The sequence below is a fragment of the Polymorphospora sp. NPDC051019 genome (genome assembly GCF_040683055.1).
In the GTDB taxonomy this organism is placed as follows: domain Bacteria; phylum Actinomycetota; class Actinomycetes; order Mycobacteriales; family Micromonosporaceae; genus Polymorphospora; species Polymorphospora lycopeni.
The window spans coordinates 81,840-101,157 of the sequence record NZ_JBFBCH010000022.1; the positions used below are offsets into that span (position 1 = coordinate 81,840).

The following is a 19,318-nucleotide window of genomic DNA, read 5'->3' on the forward strand; positions in this document are numbered from 1 at the left end:
GAGCGAGGGGGCGGTATGAGCGGGCGTGGCGGCGTGAGTGCGCCGGTCGGGGTGCAGCGGCCGCCGGCCGAGGTCCGGTACGCCGACGAACTGGCCCGGCTGCGCGACACCGACCGTGGCGAGCGGCCACCCGGCTGGGCGCTCAGCCTCCAGGCCGCCCGCACCTTCGTCCTCGGCGACGAGCGGGCCGGTATCAGCGCCAAGTTCGTCGGCGACCCGTCGCTGATCGACCGGGCCCTGGTGGCGCTGGCCACCAGCCGTGGACTGATGCTGGTCGGCGAGCCGGGCACCGCCAAGTCGCTGCTGTCGGAGCTGCTCGCCGCCGCGGTCAGCGGCGACTCGACGCTGACCATCCAGGGCGGTGCCGCGACCACCGAGGACCAGATCAAATACTCGTGGAACTACGCCCTGCTGGTCGCCGACGGCCCGTCGACCCGGTCGCTGGTGCCGGCCCCGTTGCTGCGCGGCATGGCCGAGGGCCGGGTGGTCCGCTTCGAGGAGATCACCCGGTGCCCGCTGGAGGTGCAGGACTGCCTGCTGTCGCCGCTGTCCGACCGGGTGCTGTCGGTGCCGGAGCTGTCCGGCGCCGACGCGATGGTCTTCGCCCGGGAGGGCTTCAACATCATCGCCACCGCCAACACCCGGGACCGGGGCGTCAACGAGATGAGTGCGGCGCTGAAGCGCCGGTTCAACTTCGAGACCGTCTTCCCGATCCCCGACCTGGCCACCGAACTCGACCTGGTGGAGGCCGAGGCCGGCGCGCTGCTGCGCCGCTCCGGGGTGACCGTGCCACCCCGGCGGGACGTACTCGAGGTGCTGGTCACCACGTTCCGTGAGCTGCGGGCCGGCACCACCGGCCGGGGTGAGCCGGCGGACCGGCTGTCGGCGGTGATGAGCACCGCCGAGGCCGTGTCGGTGGCGCACGCCGTCGGCCTGCGGGCCTGGTTCCTGCGCGGCGACGCCGGCACCCCGGCCGACATCGTGCCCTGCCTGGCCGGCACAGCCGCCAAGGACGACGCCGAGGACCTGGCCCGGCTGCGCCGCTACCTGGAGCAGCGGGTGCCCCGGCACGCCGGCGCGCACTGGAAGGCGTTCCACGACGCCCGGCACCTGCTGCCCGGCTGATGACCGCACCACCCGCCGGCCCGGTCGCCGGCGTGACCTACCTCGGCGTACGCCATCACAGCCCGGCCTGCGCCCGGCTGGTCGCGTCCACGATCGAGGCGCTGCGGCCGGCGTACGTGCTGGTGGAGGGGCCGGCCGACGTCAACGACCGGCTCGACGAGCTGCTGCTCGGCCACCGGCTGCCGGTCGCCGTCTTCACCTCCTACCGCGACGGCACCCGGGCGCACGCCTCGTGGAGCCCGTTCTGCGACTACTCCCCGGAGTGGGTGGCGCTCACCACCGGCCGGCGGCTCGGGGCCGAGGTCCGGTTCATCGACCTGCCGGCGTGGCATCCGGCGTTCGCCGACCGCACCAACCGCTACGCCGACGCCGAGCGCCGCTACGCCGACGCCGAGCGCCGCTACGCCGAGGTCGTCGACCGGCTGTGCCGTACCTTCGCCGTCGACAACGTCGACACGCTGTGGGACCACCTGTTCGAGATCCAGCCCGACGACGGACTCGCCGAACGCCTGGCCACCTACTTCGACCTGCTGCGCGACGAGTCGACGGCCGGCGACGACGACTGCGCCCGCGAGGCGTACATGGCCCGCTGGGTCGACGCGGCGGCGACCCGGGCCGACGGTCGCCCGGTGGTCGTGGTGTCCGGCGGCTTCCACCGGCCGGCCCTGATGCGGCTCGCCGGCACCGGCGACGGCCGCTGGCCGGACGTACCCCGGCCGCCGGACGGCGCCCGCGGCGGCAGCTTCCTGGTGCCGTATTCGTTTCGCCGGCTCGACTCGTTCGACGGCTACCAGTCCGGCATGCCGTCGCCCGACTACTACCAGCGGCTGTGGGAGCACGGCCCGGCCCGGGCCGCCGACGACCTGACCGCGTCGGTCGTCGCCCGGCTGCGTCGCCGCCGCCAGCGGGTCTCCACCGCCGACCTGGTCGCCGCCCGCACGATGGCGCCCGGCCTGGCCCGGGTACGCGGCCACCGGCCGCCGGCCCGCGTCGACATCCTCGACGGCCTCGTCTCGGCGCTGGTCGACGAGGCGCTCGAGGTGCCGCTGCCGTGGACCAGCCGGGGCCCGCTGCCGGCCGGCACGCACCCGGTGGTCGTCGAGATGGTGGCGGCGCTCAGCGGCGACCGGGTGGGCCGGCTGCACCCGGACACCCCGCTGCCGCCGCTCGTCGGCGACGTCACCGCCGAGCTGGAACGCCACGGGCTCGGCACCGCCGGCGAGGTCCGGCTCGACCTGACCGCCCCGGCCGACCTGGCCCGCAGCCGGGTCCTGCACCGGCTGCGCACGCTGGGCGTACCCGGGTTCCGGCGGGAGTCCGGCCCGACCCCCGGCGTCGACGCGGTGCTGGTCGAGCGGTGGTCGGTCGAGGTGCCCGAGGAGCGGCTCAGCGCCCTGATCGAGGCCAGCGGCTACGGTGCGACGCTGCGGGACGCGGCCGTCGCCCGCCTCGCCCAACGGGCCGCCGTCGTCGCCGGCGACGCGGGCCGGCTGGCATCGGTGCTGTTCGACGCCGCCCTGTGCGGGATCGCCGACCTCTCCGGGGACGTGCTCGACCGGGTGGCCGGGGCGGTCGGCGCGGTACGGGAACTGGCTTCGCTCGGCCGGGTGCTCGCCGTCGCCCTCGGCCTGTGGCGGCACGACCGGTTGTTCGGGGTGGCGCGCACCGGCGTGCTCGGCGCGGTGATCTCGTCGGCGACGGTCCGGGCGCTGTGGCTGGCGGAAGGCATCCGGGGCGGGCCGGCACCGGCCGAGCCGGCGCGGCTGGCGGCGGTGGCGGCGCTGCGCGACGCGGTGGTGCACGCCGGGCCGGTGCTGGAACTCGACCGGCCGGCGGTGCTCGCGGTCGCCGGCCGGCTGGCCGCCGACCGGGGCGTGCCACCGGACCTGCGCGGGGCCATGTTCGGCCTCACCTGGGCGCTGGGCACCGGCGCCGACCCGGTCGCGGCGGTCCGCACCGCCGGCGGCAGCGACACCCTCGGCGACTGGCTGGCCGGCCTGTTCGCGCTGGCCCGTGAGGAGATCCTGAGCGCCGACACCGGGCCGGGCGACGGCCGGCCCGATTTGCTCGGGGTGCTCGACGGGCTGGTCACCGCGATGCCCGAGCGCGAGTTCCTGGTCGCGTTGCCGGGCCTGCGGCAGGCGTTCGCGTACTTCCCGCCCCGGGAGCGGGAACGGGTCGCCGGGCGGCTGCTGGACCGCCGGGGGGTGGCCGGTTCCGGCGGTGCCCTGCTGCGTACGGCCGGTGACCCGGTCCTGTTCGCCCGGGGCCGCGAACTCGACGCGGACGTCGAGGCGGTCCTCGCCCGCGCCGGCCTGCTCCCGGAGCGGGCACTGTCACCGAACGGGAGCGAGGCGGTCGCGTGACCGACGAGGGGCTGGAGCGGTGGCGGCTGGTGCTCGGCGAGCCGGCCGACGCCTGTGCGGGGGCGGGCGGGCTGACCGGCCGGGCGGCGGCCCGCGACGCCGCGCTCGGCTGGCTGTACGGCCGGGACGAGGACCTGGCCCGCCGTGACGTACGCCGGGGCGGTGGCCGGGCCGGCGGTGACGGTCCGTCGGCGCTGACCACCATCGACTGGCTGGACGAGATCCACCGGCTGTTTCCGAAGGAGACCGTCGAGCGGCTGGAACGTGACGCGGTCGAACGTTACGAGATCCACGAGGTGGTCACCGACCCGGCGGTGCTGGCCCGGGTCGAGCCGAACGCGACGCTGCTCAAGGCGGTGCTACGGACCCGGCACCTGATGAACCCGCGGGTGCTGGAGCTGGCCCGGCGGATCGTCGCCGCCGTGGTCGCCGAGCTGCTGGAGCGGCTGGCGGCGGAGGTCCGGCAGGCGTTCGCCGGTACCCGGTCGCGCCGGCCGAGCCGGTTCCGGCAGTCGCGCAACTTCGACGTACGGCGGACCATCGCCGGCAACCTCGCCCACTACCAGCCCGAACACCGCCGGCTGGTGATCGAGACGCCGTACTTCGTGTCCCGTACCCGCCGGCACCTCGAGCGGTGGCAGGTGATCCTGCTGGTCGACCAGTCCGGGTCGATGGTCGGCTCGGTCATCCACTCGGCGGTCACCGCGGCGTGCCTGTGGGGGCTGCCGGGGGTCAAGACGCATCTGGTCGCGTTCGACACGAACGTCGTCGACCTCACCGCCGACGTCGACGACCCGGTGGAGCTGCTGATGAAGGTGCAGCTCGGCGGCGGCACCAACATCGCCCGGGCGGTCGCGTACGCCGCCGGCCTGGTCGAGAACCCGCGCCGTACGATCGTCGCCCTGGTCAGCGACTTCTACGAGGGCGGCGACCAGGGCCAGCTGGTCCGGGGGGTCGCCCGCCTCGTCGAGCAGGGCACCCACGTCCTCGGCCTGGCCGCGCTGGACGAGGATGCCAACCCCGACTACGACCGGGCGATGGCCCAGCGGCTGGCCGACGTCGGGGCCGGGGTGGGCGCGATGACGCCCGGGGAGCTCGCCGCCTTCGTCGCCGAGCACGTCGGCCGATGACCGCGACCCGCGCCGACCTGCTGGCGCTGACCCCGGACGCGCTGGCCGCGCTGACGAACCGCGGCCTGCTCAAGCGTGCCGCGAAGGCGGTCGACGCCGGCGACGGCCCGGTGGTCGGGGTCGAGCCGGACGGCACCCTGACCGGGGAGCACCCGGACGGGGTACGGACCCGGATCGGGCCGGGCGCCGCCCTCGACGCGGCGGACTGCGACTGCGGCGCTCCGGGCGCCTGCCGGCACGTGCTGACCCTGGTGCTGGCCTACCAGGCCGCCGCCATGACCGGCTCGCCGGCCGGGCCGGGCGCCCCGCCGGTCGCTTTGCCAACCCCGGCTCCTGCGGCACCGGCCGGCGACCCGCCGCCGGCCTCTCCGGCGGTGCTCGACTGGTCGCCGGGAACGTTCGGCGACGACGAGATCGAGGCGCTGATCGGCAGCCGGGCGCTGGCCCTGGCCCGCCGTACCCACCGGCGCGGCTTCAGCGCGCTGGTGCGCCGTCCCGGGGCCGCCGACCCGGCGCCGCTGGTGGAGCTGCCGTCGTGCACGGTCCGGTTCCTGGTGCCGCACCAGCTCGGCTACGCGCACACCGCGGCCGCCCCGGGCGCCCACCAGGAGGCGGTCGCGCTGGCGGTGTGGGCCTGCCGGGTCGCCGACGAGACCGCCCCGGGGGTGCCGGAGGTACGCGTCGAGGTCGGCGGCGGCGCCATCGTCACCGCCGGCGGTTCCGGTCTCGAGGCGGCGCTGGACCTCGCCGACGAGGTGCTGCTCGAGGGGGCGGTCAACTCCGCGGGGCTGGCCGGCGCGTTCGCCGTCGTACGGCGTGACCTCGAGGCGGCCAACCTGCGCTGGCCGCTGCTCGCCCTCGACGACCTCGCCGGCCAGTTGACCGCCTACCGGGAGCGCAGTGCCCACTACCATCCGGAACGGGTCGCCGACCTGCTCGCCGAGCTGCACGCCCGGCACCGGGCGGTGACCGGCGCCGCCGCCGGCCCGCGTACGCGGGTGCTCGGCACCGAGGAGGCGGCCGAGACCCCGCTGCGCCGGGTCCGGCTCACCGGTCTCGGCTGCCGGATCACCGGCACGGCCGAGGACCGTACGGCGGAGGTGTTCCTCGCCCAGGCGGATTCGGCGACCGTGCTGGTGCTGCGCCACCGGTGGCCGGTCGCCGAGGGCACCGATCCGACCGGGCCGGAACTCGCCGGCCGGCGGGTCGGCGGGTCCACCGTCGGTGCGCTGGCCGCCGGCAACCTCGTCACCGAGTCGGCGGCGCGCAGTGCCGCGCACCGGGTCCGGCTGGCGACCCGGCGGATCGCGGCGACGACCGTGTCGCCGTCGTCCGGCGGCTGGCGGTCGCTGCCCGACGGGCTGGTGGTCCGGGACCTGGCCGGGCTGGCGGCTACCCTCGAGGCGCTGCCGCCACGGCTGATCCGCCCGCGGGTCGACGCGGAGGCGTTCCGGGTGGTCGAGATCGCCGAGGTACGGTCCATCGGCTACCGGCCCGGCGACCAGCGGCTCGACGCGGTGGTCGCCGACGCCGCCGGTGGTACGGCCACGGTGTCCGCCGTACACCGTCGGGTGTGCCCGGGGGCGCTGGACGCGCTGGCCGGGGCGTTGCGCGGCGAGCGGGGGCGGCCCCGGTTCGTCAGCGGGGCGGTGCACCGTACCCGGGGTGGTCTGGTGGTGGCGCCGGCCGCGGTCGCGGTGGAGGGCGCGGTGGTGGTGCCGGATCTGGCCGAGGGCGACGACCGTGGTCACCTGGCCACCGGGGCCGACGCGCGGGTCGACGAGCTGGGCGCCGCCGTCGACGCGGCGCTGGGGCTGCTGGCGGAGCTGGCGCATCGCGGGGTCCGGCACCTGCCGCCGACGTTTCCGCAGCGGCTGCGGGCCGCCGGCCGGGTGCTCGCCGGGGTTGGGCTGCGCCGGTCGGCGGACGCGGTGGAGGAGGTGGCGGCGGGGCTCGGTGCCGACCCGCCGGCGGTGTCTGGGCCGTGGGTGGACGCGCAGATCCGGCTGTCGGTGACCGCCGACCGTCGTTGACGGGTCCCGCGCGCATTGCATTGGTGTCCCGGCCCTATTGGAATGGGACCGGGGCCGGGCTCAGGGCGAGACGAGCTGGCCGTAGACGCCGGTGAGCCGCAGTTGCCGTTCGACAAACGGGGCCACCGCCCGGACCTTGTAGCCGACGCCGGAATCGATAGCGGCGTTGTAGCCGGCGAGCAGCGCTCCGATTCCGGTCGAATCGACGAAACTGACGTGTAGCAGGTCGACCACGATACGTGGCGGGCGCTGTGCCTTCACCAGGTCGACGAGCATTGCCCGCAGGGCGTCGTTCGTCGCCAGGTCCAGCTCGCCGCGCAGTTCGACCACGACCGTGCCGTCGTCGAGTTTCTGCTGGTTGACCACTGCGTCTCCCATGCCTTGCCCCCTCCGCGCGATCGTCTTCCTCTTTCCCAAGGTAGGCGACGATCAACCCCGGCGCAGGGAGCGCGGCCCGGCCCACGGCCGTCCGGCCGCGCCCGGACGGCCGGGTAGGGGGTCGGGCGATTACCGCATCGGCGCCCGGGCGCACCTGCCATTACGCGTACGGTGAGGCTGTGATCGCTATTCGTCATTGCGGATCGACGTGAATGGCGCCTCCGTGTCGCAACAGAAGCGTAATCTGGCACGCACACCTCGGATTTGCTCTTCGACCTCGTGCTACGCGAGACTTGATCTCCGCCCTGACCACCTTTCTAGGAGATTCCATGGCCCGACAGGTAATTACCACACTCATCGACGACCTCGACGGTCAACCGGCCGACCGCACGGTCGAGTTCGGTATCGACGGCGTCAACTACACGATCGACCTCTCGGACGCCAATGCCGGCAAGCTCCGGGCGGCTCTCGACGAGTTCATCAAGGCCGGCCACCGTATCGGCCGGGGCGGCGTGGTGCGTCCGGTGAACCGTCCGGTCGGCCGTTCGACGGCGACCAGTAGCAGCGGTCGCGACGAGAACCGCGCGATTCGTGCCTGGGCGGCGGAGAACGGTTTCGAGGTTTCCGACCGGGGCCGCATTCCGCAGGAGGTCAGCGACGCCTACCGGACCGCGCACGGTCGGTGATCTGCCGGCACGGGTTCCCGGGACGGAGCCGTCAGTCGGGCGGGGAGCGCCTGGCGGCTCGGCCGGTACCGCGTCCGTCCGGACCGTGACGGGCGGCCGCGCGATGTCACCGAGGGCGATCGTCCGCCGCCGCCGTCGTGCGGTGACCGGTCCGGTCGCCCCCGTGTCCCGCCCCGCCGTGGTGCCGGCGCGAGACGGCGGGACATTCGTTCATTTCGGGATCGCCCGACACGGCCGGGAACGGTAGGTTTCTCGCCGTGGAAGAGATCGACCGCGCTATCGTCGCCGCCCTCACCGCGGACGGCCGACTGTCCTACACCGATCTGGCGGAAAAGGTCGGCCTTTCCGTGTCGGCCGTGCACCAGCGGGTGCGCCGGCTGGAACAACGGGAAGTGATCAAAGGCTATTCGGCCCGGGTGTCGTTCGAGGCGCTCGACCTGCCGTTGACGGCGTTCGTGGCGATCCGGCCGTTCGATCCGTCGCAGCCCGACGACGCGCCGGAACGGCTTTCGCACCTGCCGGAGATCGATTCCTGTTATTCGGTGGCGGGGGAGGACTTCTATCTGCTGCTGGTGCGGGTGGCGGGTCCCACCGACCTCGAACGGGTCCTTCAGGAGATCCGCACCGCGGCGAACGTGACGACGCGTACGACGGTCGTGCTGTCGACGCCGTACGAGAACCGGCCGCCGAAGGTGGCCCAGCAGCCGGCGCCGTAGCCCCGGCGCCGCCCTGGGCACCGGGGCGGGTACGCCGGATCAGTCGGCGACGACGTCCGCGACCACGCAGGCGATGTTGTCGGGGGCGCCGTTGTCGTAGGCGAGGGCGATGAGCGCGTCGACGGTGCGCGCCGGTTCGCCGGCGTCGCGCAGGGTGGTGTGCAGCGCGGCGGGCGGTACGACCCCGGACAGCCCGTCGGAGCAGAGCAGGTAGCGGTCGCCGTCGAGGGCGCGGTGCAGCGACAGGTCGGGTTCGGTGCCGGCGGCCCCGGTCAGGGCGCGGGCGAGCAGGGCCCGCTGTGGGTGGGTGAGGGCCTCCTGCGGGCCGAGCCGTCCCTCGTCGACCTGGGACTGCACCCAGGTGTGGTCGTGGGTGAGCTGGCTGAGCCGCCCGTCGCGCAGCAGGTAGGCGCGGGTGTCGCCGATGTGGGCCAGGGCGAGGTGCGAGCCGTTCCACAGCATGGCGGTCAGGGTGGTGGCAGCCTCGCCGTCGCCGGCCGGGACGTCGGCGCCGACGTGGTCGACGGCCCGGTTGGCGCGGGCCACGGCGTCGGCGAGGGCGCCGAGCGGGTCGTCCACGGTGGCCGTCTCCAGGGCGGTGAGCGCCTCGACGGCGGCGGTGCTGGCCCGGCCACCGGGGCCGCGGGTGCCGTCGGCGACGGCGAGCAGCCGGGTGCCGGCGTAGGCGACGTCCTCGTTGGTGTCGCGCCCGTGGCCGGCGTCGGTACGGGCGGCGGGGCGGATGCCCAGTGCGGTGTCGTGCATGGTGACCCTTCCTGACAGGTCTTCCACGAGGCGGGTGGCGAGCCGCTGGCGTACGGCGGTGTCGGCGGCGACATGGGCCCAGTAGGCGGCGACCTCGTCGGCGGCCGCGGCGGGGCCGAGGTCGCAGACGGCCCGGATCCGGGCCAGTGGCATGCCGATACCGCGTAGCCGGGCGATGAGCCGGGCACGGCCGAGTTGCGCCTGGTCGTAGTACCGGTATCCGGTGTCGCCGTCGACGGCGGCCGGCGGCAGCAGGCCGAGTTCGTCGTACAGCCGCAGGGCCTTGGCCGACAGCCGGGCGGCCGCGGCGAAGGCTCCGATGGTCAGCAGTGGCACTCCCGCCCCCTCCTCGTGCCGGCCGGTCGGCCGGTCACCCGATGCTGCGGCTTGCCCCAGGGGAAGGGTCCAGTCCGCGTTCTCAGGTGTTCCAGCGCAGGATGACGGGGCGGGAGTGTTCGTGGCCGAGGGCGGACAGGGTGGCGGTGTCGAGGCGGAGCCGGCCGCCGGCGGCCGGGGGCAGCGCGATCCAGCGGGCGCCGGTGACGCGCAGGCAGTGTCCGTGGGCGACGAGGGCGACGTCGCCGCCGGCGAGCAGGGTGGCGGCGCGGGCGAGGACCCGGTCGAGGCGGGTGCCGATCCGGTCGGGGGTCTCGCCGCCGGGGGCGCCGTCGGTCCACAGGTTCCAGTCGGGGCGGTCGGCGTGGATCTCGGCGGTGGTGCGGCCCTCGTAGTCGCCGTAGTCCCATTCGGCGAGGTCGTCGTCGACCGTGGTGACGGTGAGCCCGGCGAGTTCGGCGGTGCGCAGGGCCCGCCGGCGGGGGCTGGCCAGGACGGCGGCGAAGGTGCGCCCGGCGAGCCGGTCCCGCAGGTCGCGGGCCTGGCGTTCGCCGTCGGGGCTGAGGTCGAGGTCGGTGTACGAGGTGTGCCGGTGCGCGGCGCTCCACTCGGTGTGGCCGTGCCGGACGAGGACGATCTCCGCCATGCCCTCAGTCAACCACCGACGGCTTCCCGATGATGACCTAGCGTCCTAGGATGCGATAGCGGTGGTGTGCCCCACCACCGAACATGTTTCCGGCACCGGACCAGGGGGCATGCCAGGAGTCAGGACCAACCGACACCGGCACGACGGAGGAGTCGAGATGAGCATCGCCGACAAGGCCCGGAACAAGGCCGAGGAGATGAAGGGCGCCGCCAAGGAGAAGTTCGGCGACGCCACCGACAACGAGCGCATGCGGACCGAGGGGTCGGCGGAGAAGACCGGTGCGCGGACCAAACAGGCCGGTGAACACGTGAAGGACGCCGGCCGCGACGTACGGGACGCGTTCCGGGGCTGATCGTACGAACGACGAGGAAGGGGACCCCCGACGTCGGGGGTCCCCTTCCTCGTGCGCGGGTCAGGCCGCCGTCTGCTTACGCCACCAGCGCTGGCCGGACTCGGGCAGCGTGTCGATCGGGTCGTAGTAGGCGTAGCGCTTGTCGTAGACCTCGTCGTCGTCGGTCTCGATCGAGGTGCGGTAGTTCTTCGTCCAGTAGGAGATGCCGTGCTCGCGGTCGTACTCGGTGAGCATGTGGACCCAGCGCTTGCCGACGAACGGGACGTCGCAGACGATCCGCGGGGTGGCGTAGCCGGGCAGGTAGCCCATCAGGTCGTGCTGGAGCTGCTGGGCGTGCCAGACCGGGACCCGCCAGTGTTCGGCGTTGGGGATCATGTCGCACATGTAGAAGTAGTACGGCAGGATTCCGGCCTCGCCCTGGAGGGCGAAGCAGAGGTCGAGCAGGTCGGTGGCGGTGGCGTTGACGCCACGCATCAGGACGCCCTGGTTGCGTACGTCGCGTACGCCGACGTCGAGCGCGGTCTGGGCGGCGCGGGCGACCAGCGGGGTCAGGGACTGGACGTGGTTGACGTGGGTGTGGATGGCGAGGTTGACGCCGCGGCGGGCGGCGGTGCGGGCGACGCGTTCGAGTCCTTCGACGACTTCGGGCTGTAGCCAGTGCTGGGGTAGGCCCATGAGGGCCTTGGTGGCGAGCCGGATGTCGCGGATGGTTTCGATGTCGAGCAGCCGCATGAGGTAGTTCTCGAGGTTGCGCCAGGGGACGTTGGCGACGTCGCCGCCGGAGACGACGACGTCGCGTACGCCGGGGTGGGCGCGTAGGTAGGTGATGTGGGCGTCGTAGCGGTCGACGGGTTTGAGGGTGAGTTTGAGTTTGTCGACGGCGGGGGTGGAGTTGCCGACGAGGTCCATGCGGGTGCAGTGGCCGCAGTACTGGGGGCAGGTGGAGAGCAGTTCGGCGAGGACTTTGGTGGGGTAGCGGTGGGTGAGTCCTTCGGCGACCCACATGTCGTGTTCGTGGAGTGAGTCGCGGCTGGCGTTGGGGTGGGACGGCCAGTCGGTGCGGCGGTCGGAGGCGATCGGGATCATGTAGCGCCGGATCGGGTCGGCGCGCAGCGTGTCGGTGGTGACGGGGCCGGTGGGGACCATGGTGTTGATCATCTGGGGTGGGATGAGCATCGACATGGTGGCGTGTTCGGCCTGGTCGGCGGTGAGATCGGCGTAGAAGGTGTCGTCGACGAGGTCACCGAGGACGGCGCGGAGCTGTTTGGTGTTCTTGACGCAGTTGACGCGTTGCCATTGGGCGGATTCCCACTGTTCGCGGGTGATGTCGCGCCAGCCGGGGAAGCGGGTCCAGTCGGGTTCGGTGAGTTCGCGGCGGACGTAGTCGTACGGCTGTCCGGCGGTGGGGCGCGCTCCGGGGGTGGTGGGCGCGGGGTGCGTGGGGCGGGGTGCCGCCTCCTTGGGGTGCGTCACGGACCCTCCTGGTGGGTGCGCGCCCGGGTGGGTTGCCCGGGTCGGGGCCGCCTGAGGCTACTGGAAATCCTCCTGTCGAGGAACTATTCTGCCGGAAGTTTTCCCGCGTTGCGAGTTGGGTTGGCAGATGAGAGGGGTCGCGATGACGTCGCCGGTCGGGCTGCACCGGGTGATCGAGCCGGCGGGGGTGTTGCCGCAGGCCGCGTGGCGGCTGGACGCGACCCCGCGGGCCGGCGCGGACGAGGTGCTCATCGGTGTGGAGCGGCTGAACCTGGACGCGGCGAGCTTCCGGCAGTTGTCGGAGAAGCACGGTGGTGACGGTGCGGCGGTGCGGGCCGAGGTGCTCGGGATCATCCGGTCGCGCGGCAAGATGCACAATCCGGTCACCGGGTCGGGCGGGATGCTGGTCGGTACGGTCCGGGAGGTCGGTCCGGAGTCGCCGCTGGGACTGAAGGTCGGTGACCGGGTGGCGACGCTGGTGTCGTTGACGTTGACGCCGCTGTCGGTCGACGACGACCTGGCCGGCTGGGACGGCCTGGGTGAGCAGGTGCCGTGTGCGGGGCACGCGGTGCTGTTCGCGCGGTCGGTCGCGGCGGTGCTGCCGGACGACCTGGATCCGCGCCTGTCGTTGTCGGTGCTGGACGTGTGTGGTGCGCCGGCGCTGACCGACCGGGTGGTGCGCGGGTATGCGGCGCCGACGGTGGCGGTGCTCGGTGGTGCGGGCAAGAGCGGGTCGCTGGCGCTGGCGGCGGCGCGGCGGGCGGGTGCGGCGCGCACGGTCGGGGTGGTTCCGGTGGCCGGTGAGCGGGAGCGGCTGGTGGCGGCGGGGCTGGCGGACGAGGTGGTGCTGGCGGACGCGCGTGATCCGGTGGCGTTGTCGGCGGCGGTGGCGGGTGCGTTGGGTGGCCCGGCCGATGTGACGGTGGTGTGTGTGGACGTGCCGGGTTGCGAGCACGGGGCGATTTTGTCGACGGCGGAGCGGGGCACGGTGGTGTTCTTCTCGATGGCGACGAGTTTCGCGGCGGCGGCGTTGGGGGCGGAGGGGTTGGCGGCGGACGTGTCGATGCTGGTCGGTAACGGTTACGTGCCGGGGCATGCGGAGTTCGCGTTGGGGTTGCTGCGGGCGGAGCCGGGTGTGCGTGGGTTGTTCGAGGCGCGGTTGGCGGCAGACTGATGGGCATGACTGATGCCTCTGTGCGCGAAGGTGGCCGTTCGGTGCTCTACCGGGGTGGCCGGTTCTACTGTCCGGCGGAGCCGACGGCTACGGCGATGCTGGTGCGGGACGGGTTGATCGCCTGGTTGGGGGTGGACGCGGAGGCGCCGTCGGCGGATGCGGTGGTGGATCTGGGTGGGGGGTTGGTGACGCCGGCGTTCGTGGACGCGCATGTGCATGCGACGGACACGGGGTTGGCGTTGTCGGGGTTGGACCTGTCGGGGGTGCGGTCGGCGGGGGAGTTGTTGGCGGCGGTGGCGGGGTTCGCGGCGGGGTTGCCGGCGGATGCGGTGGTGATCGGGCACGGGTGGGACGAGTCGACGTGGTCGGATCAGGTGCCGCCGGGGCCGGCGGAGTTGGATCGGGCGGCGGCGGGGCGGCGGGTGTATCTGTCGCAGGCGTCGATCCATTCGGCGTTGTGTTCGTCGGCGTTGCTGGCGGCGGCGCCGCAGGTGCGGGCGGTGGAGGGGTTCGACGGGTCGGGGTGGGTGCGGGAGGCGGCGCACCATGTGGTGCGCGGGGTGGCGTTGGGGTCGGTGTCGGCGGCGCAGCGGGGGTTGGCGCAGCGGGCGGCGTTGCGGCATGCGGCGGGGTTGGGGGTGGCGGCGGTGCACGAGTGCGGTGGGCCGGGTACGTCGAGTGAGGCGGATTTCGTGGGGGTGTTGGGGTTGTCGGGGGTGGGGTTGCCGGAGGTGTACGGCTATTGGGGTGAGTTGATGGGTGGGGTGCGGGCGCGGGAGTTGGGTGCGGTGGCGGCGGGTGGTGACCTGTACGCGGATGGGGCGTTGGGGTCGCGTACGGCGCATGTGTCGCAGGCGTACCTGGATGGTGACCGGGGTTGCGGGTTGGGGTTCGTGTCGGTGGATCAGGTGCGTGACCACCTGGTGGAGTGTGTGGGGTTGGGGTTGCAGGGCGGTTTCCACGCGATCGGTGACGAGGCGATCGCGACGGTGTTGTCGGGGTTCGCGGCGGCGGCGCAGGAGGTGGGGGTGGCGCGGTTGCGGGCGGGTCGGCATCGGATCGAGCATGCGGAGATGGCGGACAAGCCGATGATCGGGCGGTTCGTGGAGTTCGGGATCGTGGCGAGTATGCAGCCGGCGTTCGACCGGTTGTGGGGTGGTGGGGAGCGGATGTACGCGCAGCGGTTGGGGGTGGAGCGGTCGTTGGATTCGAATCCGTTGGGTGCGATGCACGGGGTGGGTGTGGCGTTGGCGTTCGGGTCGGATTCGCCGGTGACGCCGGTGGATCCGTGGGGTTCGGTGCGGGCGGCGGTGTCGCATTTCAATCCGGTGCATCGGATGAGTGTGCGGGCGGCGTTCGCGGCGCACAGTCGGGGTGGTTGGCGGGCGTTGCCGCCTGGGGCGGGGCGGGTGATGGACGGGGTGCTGGCGCCGGGGGCGCCGGCGACGTTCGCGGTGTGGGACGTGGCGACGGAGGTGGTGGGTGGGTTGCCGGTTCTGGTGGCCGAGGACCCGGATCTTCGTGGGCCGGCGGATCCGACTCCGCTACCGGTTTGTCGGCGCACGGTGTTGCGTGGCGACGTGATTTTCGGCGAGGGGTGAGCGTGGGCAAGCTGGATCTGGACCCGGTGCTGGTGGGCCGGGCGCGGGAGTTGGCGCGGCGGGCTGGTCAGCCGGTGGTGGATCTGGCGCGCGGTCATACGACGGTGTCGGTGGAGCGGGCGGTGTTGCGGCTGGCCGGGGTGTCGGGTGCGGATCCGGACGGGATTCCGTGGGTGAACCGGTTGGTGGACGCGGTGGTCGCCGATGTGGGGTTGGGGCATGGGGTGGCGGTGCCGGTGTTCGAGGCGATGGCGCGGGAGGGTGTCGACGATGTGACGTTGCTGGCGCAGAAGGCGGCGGCGGGGTCGGTGCGGTTCGTGGTGCCGTCGGGGCGGGGGGCGTCGGCGGCGCGGCGGGCGTCGCGTCGGGCGGTGGCGGCGGGGGTGCGGTCGATCGACCGACGGCGGGCGGAGCGGGAGCGTCTGGTGCGGCGGTGGGGGGATCCGCCGCGGCGGCCGTGGGTGTATCTGATCGTGGCGACGGGTGACATCTACGAGGACATTCCGCAGGCGCAGGCGGCGGCGCGGGCGGGTGCGGACGTGATCGCGGTGATCCGGTCGACGGGGCAGTCGTTGTTGGACTATGTGCCGGAGGGGGCGACGCGGGAGGGTTTCGCGGGGACGTACGCGACGCAGGAGAACTTCCGGTTGATGCGGGCGGCGTTGGACGAGTCGTCGCGGGAGTTGGGGCGTTATGTGCGGTTGACGAATTACGCGTCCGGGTTGTGTATGCCGGAGATGGCGACGCTCGCGGGTCTGGAGCGGCTGGACATGATGTTGAACGACTCGATGTACGGGATTCTGTTTCGGGACATCAATCCGGTGCGGACGTTTGTCGACCAGCGGTTTTCGCGGCAGGTCCACGCGCGTGCGGGGATCATCATCAATACCGGTGAGGACAATTATCTGACGACGGCGGATGCGGTCGACGAGGCGCACACGGTGACGGTGTCGCAGTTGTTGAACGAGTTTTTCGCGCATGAGGCGGGGTTGGCGGACTGGCAGTTGGGGTTGGGGCACGCGTTCGAGATCAATCCGGATGTGCCGGAGTCGTTGCGGTTGGAGTTGGCGCACGCGTTGCTGGCGCGGGAGTTGTTTCCGGATGCGCCGTTGAAGTGGATGCCGCCGACGAAGCACATGACCGGGGACGTGTTCCGGGGGAATCTGCTGGACGGGTTCTTCAATCTGGTGGGTGCGCTGACCGGTCAGGGGATCCTGCTGGTGGGGATGATGACCGAGGCGGTGGTGACGCCGTGGTTGTCCGACCGGGACATCGCGTTGCAGAACGTGCGGTACGTGCTGGGTGCGGCGGGCGGGTTGGCGGAGGATTTCGTGCCGGCGCCGGGCGGGTTCATCCAGGCGCGGGCGAACCAGGTGTTGGGTGAGGCGGTGTCGTTGCTGGAGCGGATCGTCGACGACACGTTGTTGCGGGCGATCGCGGAGGGGACGTTCGGGATCATGCGGCGGCCGGCGGACCGGGGCAAGGGTCTGGACGGGGTGGCGCGGCACGAGGCGGGCTACTACAACCCGGCGACGGAGATCCTGGAGGGGCCCGTGGGCGCGAGGAGTGAGCGAGCGCAGCGAGTGAGCCCCGCAGTCGCGAACGAAAGGTCGGCACCGTGAGCGCGAGGAGTGCAGCGAAGCGGAGCCCCGCAGTCGCGAACGAAAGGTCGGCACCGTGACGGATGTGGTGGGCAGGCAGGTCGTGCGGCCGTACGGGGACACGACCGGGGACGGCATGGTGCAGGTGTCGTTCACGTTGCCGGTGCGGTTGGACAAGCGGGCCGAGGGTGCGGCGTTGCAGTTGGCGGCGAAGATGGGGCTGGATCCGGCGATGCTGGTCCATTCGCGGCAGATGGGGGACGGTTTCACGTTCTTCGTGGTGTACGGGCGGGTGAACCATCTGGTGGATCTGTCGAAGGTGGAGGTGGTGGAGCGGGATTTTCCGTTGCTGTCCGCCAAGGAGGTCAACGCGGTGGTGAAGCGCCGGATGCGGCGCAAGTTGTCGGTGGTGGGGGCGTGTATCGGTACGGACGCGCACACGGTGGGCATCGACGCGATCCTGAACGTGAAGGGGATCGCGGGTGAGAAGGGTCTGGAGTACTACCGGGAGTTGCGGGTGACGAACCTGGGTGCGCAGGTGAGTGTGCCGGATCTGGTGGAGGCGGCGCGGGCGGAGCGGGCGGACGCGGTGCTGGTGTCGCAGGTGGTGACGCAGCGGGACGCGCATCTGCACAACACGCGGGAGATGTCGGCGGCGTTCCGGGAGGCGTTGCCGGCGGGTCGGCGGCCGTTGCTGGTCGTGGGCGGGCCGCGGTTCGACGAGAAGATGGCCGGCGAGTTGGGTGTGGACCGGATCTTCGGTCGGGGTACGACGCCGGGTGAGGTCGCGAGCTATCTGGTGCACGCGTTGATCACGAAGAAGGTGGGGGCATGAGCGAGCGCAGCGAGAGCGGTGACGGGCGGTTGGGGTTGACGGTGACGCACCGGCGGTATGTGCCGTACTCGCACGCGCACTACGCGGGGAATCTGGTCGACGGGGCGTACGCGTTGGGGTTGTTCGGTGACGTGGCGACGGAGGTGTGTATCCGTACCGATGGTGACGAGGGGTTGTTCGCGTCGTATTCGGATGTGCAGTTCCGGGGGCCGGTGCGGGCCGGTGACGTGGTGGAGGTGTCGGCGACGGTGACCCGGGTGGGGACGCGGTCGCGGACGCTGGATTTCGTGTGCGCGGTGGTGTGCCGTGGTGAGGGTGTGGGGTCGGCGGCGTCGGTGCTGCCGGAGCCGCTGGTGGCGGTGACGGCGACCGGTACGGTGGTCGTCCCGCCCCGCCCGTGACCTGGGCTGGTTGCCGGTGACGTACGCGGTCTGTGCCGATGTCGGGTCGACGTTCACGAAGGTGGCGGTCGTCGACCTGGCCGGTGGTGGTCTGGTCGGGTCGGCGTCGGGGCCGACGACGGTGGGTTCGGACGTGTTGCACGGCCTGGACGCGGTGGTGTCGGCGGCGACCGCCGGTCTTCGGGGCACGGATGTGCCGTGGCTGGTGTGTTCGTCGGCCGGTGGCGGGCTGCGGCTGGCGGTGGTCGGTTACGAGGAGCTGGTGACGGCGCAGGCCGGGGCCCGGGTCGGGTTGTCGGCGGGGGCGCGGGTGGTGCATGTGGCGGCGGGCCGGCTGGATGCGGCGGGGTTGTCGGCGTTGCGGGCGGCGCGGCCGGACGTGGTGTTGCTGGTCGGTGGCACCGATGGTGGTGACGCGGAGGTGCTGGTCCACAACGCGGGCCGGTTGGCGCGGGCGCGGTGGCGGGTGCCGGTGGTCGTGGCCGGCAACGTCGAGGTGCGTGACGAGGTGGTGGCGGTGCTTTCCGGGCGGGGGGTGCCGGTGTCGGCGGCCGACAACGTGTTGCCGCGGATCGGGGTGCTGGCGCCGGGTTCGGCGCGGGCGGCGATCCGGGGGGTGTTTCTGCGGCATGTGATCGGCGGTAAGCGGTTGTCGCGGGGGCCGCGGTTCGCGTCGCTGGTGCGGGCGGCGACCCCGGACGCGGTGTTGACCGGGGTGGAGGTCCTTGCCGGGCAGGTCGGTGGTGACCTGCTGGTGGTGGATGTGGGTGGGGCGACCACGGACGTGTATTCGGTGTTGACTCCGGACGAGCGGGCGACGGGGCCGGGGCGGGAGGTGGCCGGCATGTGGTGGCGGGCCCGGACGGTCGAGGGTGATCTGGGGATGCGGTGGAGTGCGCCGGGGGTGGTCGCGGCGGCGGAGCAGGAGCGGTTGCTGGCCGCCGGTGAGGGTGAGGGGTTGGTGGTGGCGGCGGCGGGTCTGGCGGCGGATCCGTCGACGCTTGCGGGGGCGGGTGGTGTGGTGGATCTGCGGATCGCGGAGTTGGCGGTGACGGTGGCGTTGCGCCGGCATGCCCGTGGTGGTGGGCGTGGCGAGCGGGCGGCGCGGGATCTGCGGGACGTGCGGCTGGTGGTCGGTTCGGGCGGGGTGTTGCGGCACACCCGTGGTGGTGCGGGGGTGCTGGCGGCGGCGTTGGCGGATCATGCCGGTGGGTGGGCGGTGCCGCGGGCGCCGCGGACGGTTGTCGACGTCGACTACGTGTTGGCGGCGGTGGGGTTGTTGGCGGAGGAGTTTCCGGTGGCGGCGGCGGGGTTGGCGCGGGGGTTGGCTGGTACGTCGGACAGGTGATCCGGGCGCAACACGCCAGGGCGACACGCCGATGTTCGCGATGTCTGCCGTTGCGGCTGTTGACAGGTCCTGGGGGGTGGCACGTACCGTCTTTGAGTCCTACAACGGGAAGCGGCTGTTGTTCGCTTCGTCCCTTCGTCTGCTGGCCGCGCGGCAACTGTCGCCACGGCCAGGTCCAGTGGGCGGGGGTCGGCGGGGCGGCGCGAACCGGCTGCGACTTACCGGTGTACGGGCAGGGGGAATTACGCGGCCAGTAGACAACGGCCTGACGGGGGCAGCCAGCCACCGTCTTGTCGGTCCGAAGGTCGGGTGGGTCGCCACTGCCGCACCGGCCGGGAGGGGCCTGGGAGCA

Annotated in this window: 16 protein-coding genes and 1 pseudogene; 13 read left to right on the forward strand and 4 right to left on the reverse strand. The window is 72.9% G+C overall.

What is annotated here, in order from left to right:
* Positions 1-15 precede the first annotated feature (15 nt).
* Genes AB0M79_RS29685 through AB0M79_RS29700 form a run of 4 tightly spaced genes read left to right on the forward strand, consistent with a single transcriptional unit; the run spans position 16 to position 6,654 of the window.
* Positions 16-1,125, forward strand: coding sequence for an AAA family ATPase (locus AB0M79_RS29685; RefSeq protein WP_364219933.1), 1,110 nt, complete (start codon positions 16-18; stop codon positions 1,123-1,125).
* Positions 1,125-3,491 carry a DUF5682 family protein gene (locus AB0M79_RS29690; RefSeq protein ID WP_364219936.1) on the forward strand — a complete coding sequence of 789 codons (2,367 nt, stop codon included), beginning with the start codon at positions 1,125-1,127 and terminating at the stop codon, positions 3,489-3,491. The genes AB0M79_RS29685 and AB0M79_RS29690 overlap by 1 nt, the downstream gene beginning before the upstream one ends.
* Positions 3,488-4,621, forward strand: a complete 1,134-nt coding sequence (locus AB0M79_RS29695; RefSeq protein WP_357540277.1) for a VWA domain-containing protein — start codon at positions 3,488-3,490, stop codon at positions 4,619-4,621. The genes AB0M79_RS29690 and AB0M79_RS29695 overlap by 4 nt, the downstream gene beginning before the upstream one ends.
* On the forward strand, positions 4,618-6,654 hold the full coding sequence (locus AB0M79_RS29700; RefSeq protein WP_364219939.1) for a hypothetical protein: 2,037 nt from the start codon (positions 4,618-4,620) through the stop codon (positions 6,652-6,654). Before AB0M79_RS29695 ends, AB0M79_RS29700 begins: the two co-directional genes overlap by 4 nt.
* A gap of 60 nt (positions 6,655-6,714) precedes the next feature.
* Here the strand turns inward: AB0M79_RS29700 and AB0M79_RS29705 are convergent, their stop codons facing one another.
* On the reverse strand, positions 6,715-7,032 hold the full coding sequence (locus AB0M79_RS29705) for an STAS domain-containing protein (RefSeq protein ID WP_364219942.1): 318 nt from the start codon (positions 7,030-7,032) through the stop codon (positions 6,715-6,717).
* A 329-nt stretch (positions 7,033-7,361) separates the two neighbouring features.
* Between AB0M79_RS29705 and AB0M79_RS29710 the strand changes: the two genes are divergently transcribed.
* Together AB0M79_RS29710 and AB0M79_RS29715 are read left to right on the forward strand one after the other, a co-directional pair.
* Complete coding sequence (locus tag AB0M79_RS29710; protein WP_357540283.1) at positions 7,362-7,718, forward strand: Lsr2 family protein; 357 nt, start codon at positions 7,362-7,364, stop codon at positions 7,716-7,718.
* Between the two features lie 257 nt (positions 7,719-7,975).
* Positions 7,976-8,434, forward strand: a complete 459-nt coding sequence (locus AB0M79_RS29715) for an Lrp/AsnC family transcriptional regulator (RefSeq protein WP_212818169.1) — start codon at positions 7,976-7,978, stop codon at positions 8,432-8,434.
* Between the two features lie 39 nt (positions 8,435-8,473).
* On the opposite strand, the gene AB0M79_RS29720 is transcribed toward AB0M79_RS29715, so the two are convergent.
* Both AB0M79_RS29720 and AB0M79_RS29725 read right to left on the reverse strand, forming a co-directional pair.
* Positions 8,474-9,535, reverse strand: coding sequence for a MerR family transcriptional regulator (locus AB0M79_RS29720; RefSeq protein WP_364219946.1), 1,062 nt, complete (start codon positions 9,533-9,535; stop codon positions 8,474-8,476).
* A gap of 82 nt (positions 9,536-9,617) precedes the next feature.
* A complete protein-coding gene (locus AB0M79_RS29725) occupies positions 9,618-10,181 on the reverse strand; it encodes a histidine phosphatase family protein (RefSeq protein ID WP_364219949.1) in 564 nt (187 codons plus the stop codon).
* A 157-nt stretch (positions 10,182-10,338) separates the two neighbouring features.
* On the opposite strand from AB0M79_RS29725, the gene AB0M79_RS29730 reads away from it, so the two are divergent.
* Positions 10,339-10,533: a CsbD family protein gene (locus AB0M79_RS29730; protein WP_364219952.1), complete on the forward strand. Its 195-nt coding sequence runs from the start codon at positions 10,339-10,341 to the stop codon at positions 10,531-10,533.
* A gap of 60 nt (positions 10,534-10,593) precedes the next feature.
* Here the strand turns inward: AB0M79_RS29730 and AB0M79_RS29735 are convergent, their stop codons facing one another.
* Complete coding sequence (locus AB0M79_RS29735; protein WP_357540291.1) at positions 10,594-12,006, reverse strand: lysine 2,3-aminomutase; 1,413 nt, start codon at positions 12,004-12,006, stop codon at positions 10,594-10,596.
* Positions 12,007-12,148: 142 nt separating this feature from the next.
* Here AB0M79_RS29735 and AB0M79_RS29740 point away from each other — a divergent pair, with 142 nt between their 5' ends.
* The 6 genes and pseudogenes from AB0M79_RS29740 to AB0M79_RS29765 all read left to right on the forward strand — a co-directional run bounded on the left by AB0M79_RS29740 (position 12,149) and on the right by AB0M79_RS29765 (position 18,966).
* Complete coding sequence (locus AB0M79_RS29740) at positions 12,149-13,180, forward strand: zinc-binding alcohol dehydrogenase (protein WP_357540293.1); 1,032 nt, start codon at positions 12,149-12,151, stop codon at positions 13,178-13,180.
* Positions 13,181-13,275: 95 nt separating this feature from the next.
* Positions 13,276-14,781, forward strand: coding sequence for an amidohydrolase family protein (locus AB0M79_RS29745; RefSeq protein ID WP_364219956.1), 1,506 nt, complete (start codon positions 13,276-13,278; stop codon positions 14,779-14,781).
* Positions 14,778-16,343, forward strand: a pseudogene (locus AB0M79_RS29750) (lysine 5,6-aminomutase subunit alpha); the annotation flags it as partial. The gene AB0M79_RS29745 and the pseudogene AB0M79_RS29750, both read left to right, overlap by 4 nt.
* A 115-nt stretch (positions 16,344-16,458) precedes the next feature.
* Positions 16,459-17,217 (forward strand): OAM dimerization domain-containing protein, encoded by a 759-nt coding sequence (locus AB0M79_RS29755; RefSeq protein ID WP_364219959.1) that lies wholly within the window; start codon positions 16,459-16,461, stop codon positions 17,215-17,217.
* Positions 17,214-17,618 carry a hotdog domain-containing protein gene (locus AB0M79_RS29760; protein WP_364219962.1) on the forward strand — a complete coding sequence of 135 codons (405 nt, stop codon included), beginning with the start codon at positions 17,214-17,216 and terminating at the stop codon, positions 17,616-17,618. Before AB0M79_RS29755 ends, AB0M79_RS29760 begins: the two co-directional genes overlap by 4 nt.
* Positions 17,619-17,634: 16 nt before the next feature.
* Positions 17,635-18,966, forward strand: a complete 1,332-nt coding sequence (locus AB0M79_RS29765) for a glutamate mutase L (protein ID WP_364219965.1) — start codon at positions 17,635-17,637, stop codon at positions 18,964-18,966.
* The last annotated feature ends 352 nt before the right edge of the window (positions 18,967-19,318 follow it).

Coding starts and splice junctions, on each gene's coding strand:
- AB0M79_RS29730 (WP_364219952.1), top strand. CDS start 10,339: ATGAGCATCGCCGACAAGGCCCGGAACAAGGCCGAGGAGATGAAGGGC.
- AB0M79_RS29745 (WP_364219956.1), top strand. CDS start 13,276: ATGCTGGTGCGGGACGGGTTGATCGCCTGGTTGGGGGTGGACGCGGAG.
- AB0M79_RS29700 (WP_364219939.1), top strand. CDS start 4,618: ATGACCGCGACCCGCGCCGACCTGCTGGCGCTGACCCCGGACGCGCTG.
- AB0M79_RS29685 (WP_364219933.1), top strand. CDS start 16: ATGAGCGGGCGTGGCGGCGTGAGTGCGCCGGTCGGGGTGCAGCGGCCG.
- AB0M79_RS29725 (WP_364219949.1), bottom strand. CDS start 10,181: ATGGCGGAGATCGTCCTCGTCCGGCACGGCCACACCGAGTGGAGCGCC.
- AB0M79_RS29740 (WP_357540293.1), top strand. CDS start 12,149: ATGACGTCGCCGGTCGGGCTGCACCGGGTGATCGAGCCGGCGGGGGTG.
- AB0M79_RS29760 (WP_364219962.1), top strand. CDS start 17,214: ATGAGCGAGCGCAGCGAGAGCGGTGACGGGCGGTTGGGGTTGACGGTG.
- AB0M79_RS29705 (WP_364219942.1), bottom strand. CDS start 7,032: ATGGGAGACGCAGTGGTCAACCAGCAGAAACTCGACGACGGCACGGTC.
- AB0M79_RS29710 (WP_357540283.1), top strand. CDS start 7,362: ATGGCCCGACAGGTAATTACCACACTCATCGACGACCTCGACGGTCAA.
- AB0M79_RS29690 (WP_364219936.1), top strand. CDS start 1,125: ATGACCGCACCACCCGCCGGCCCGGTCGCCGGCGTGACCTACCTCGGC.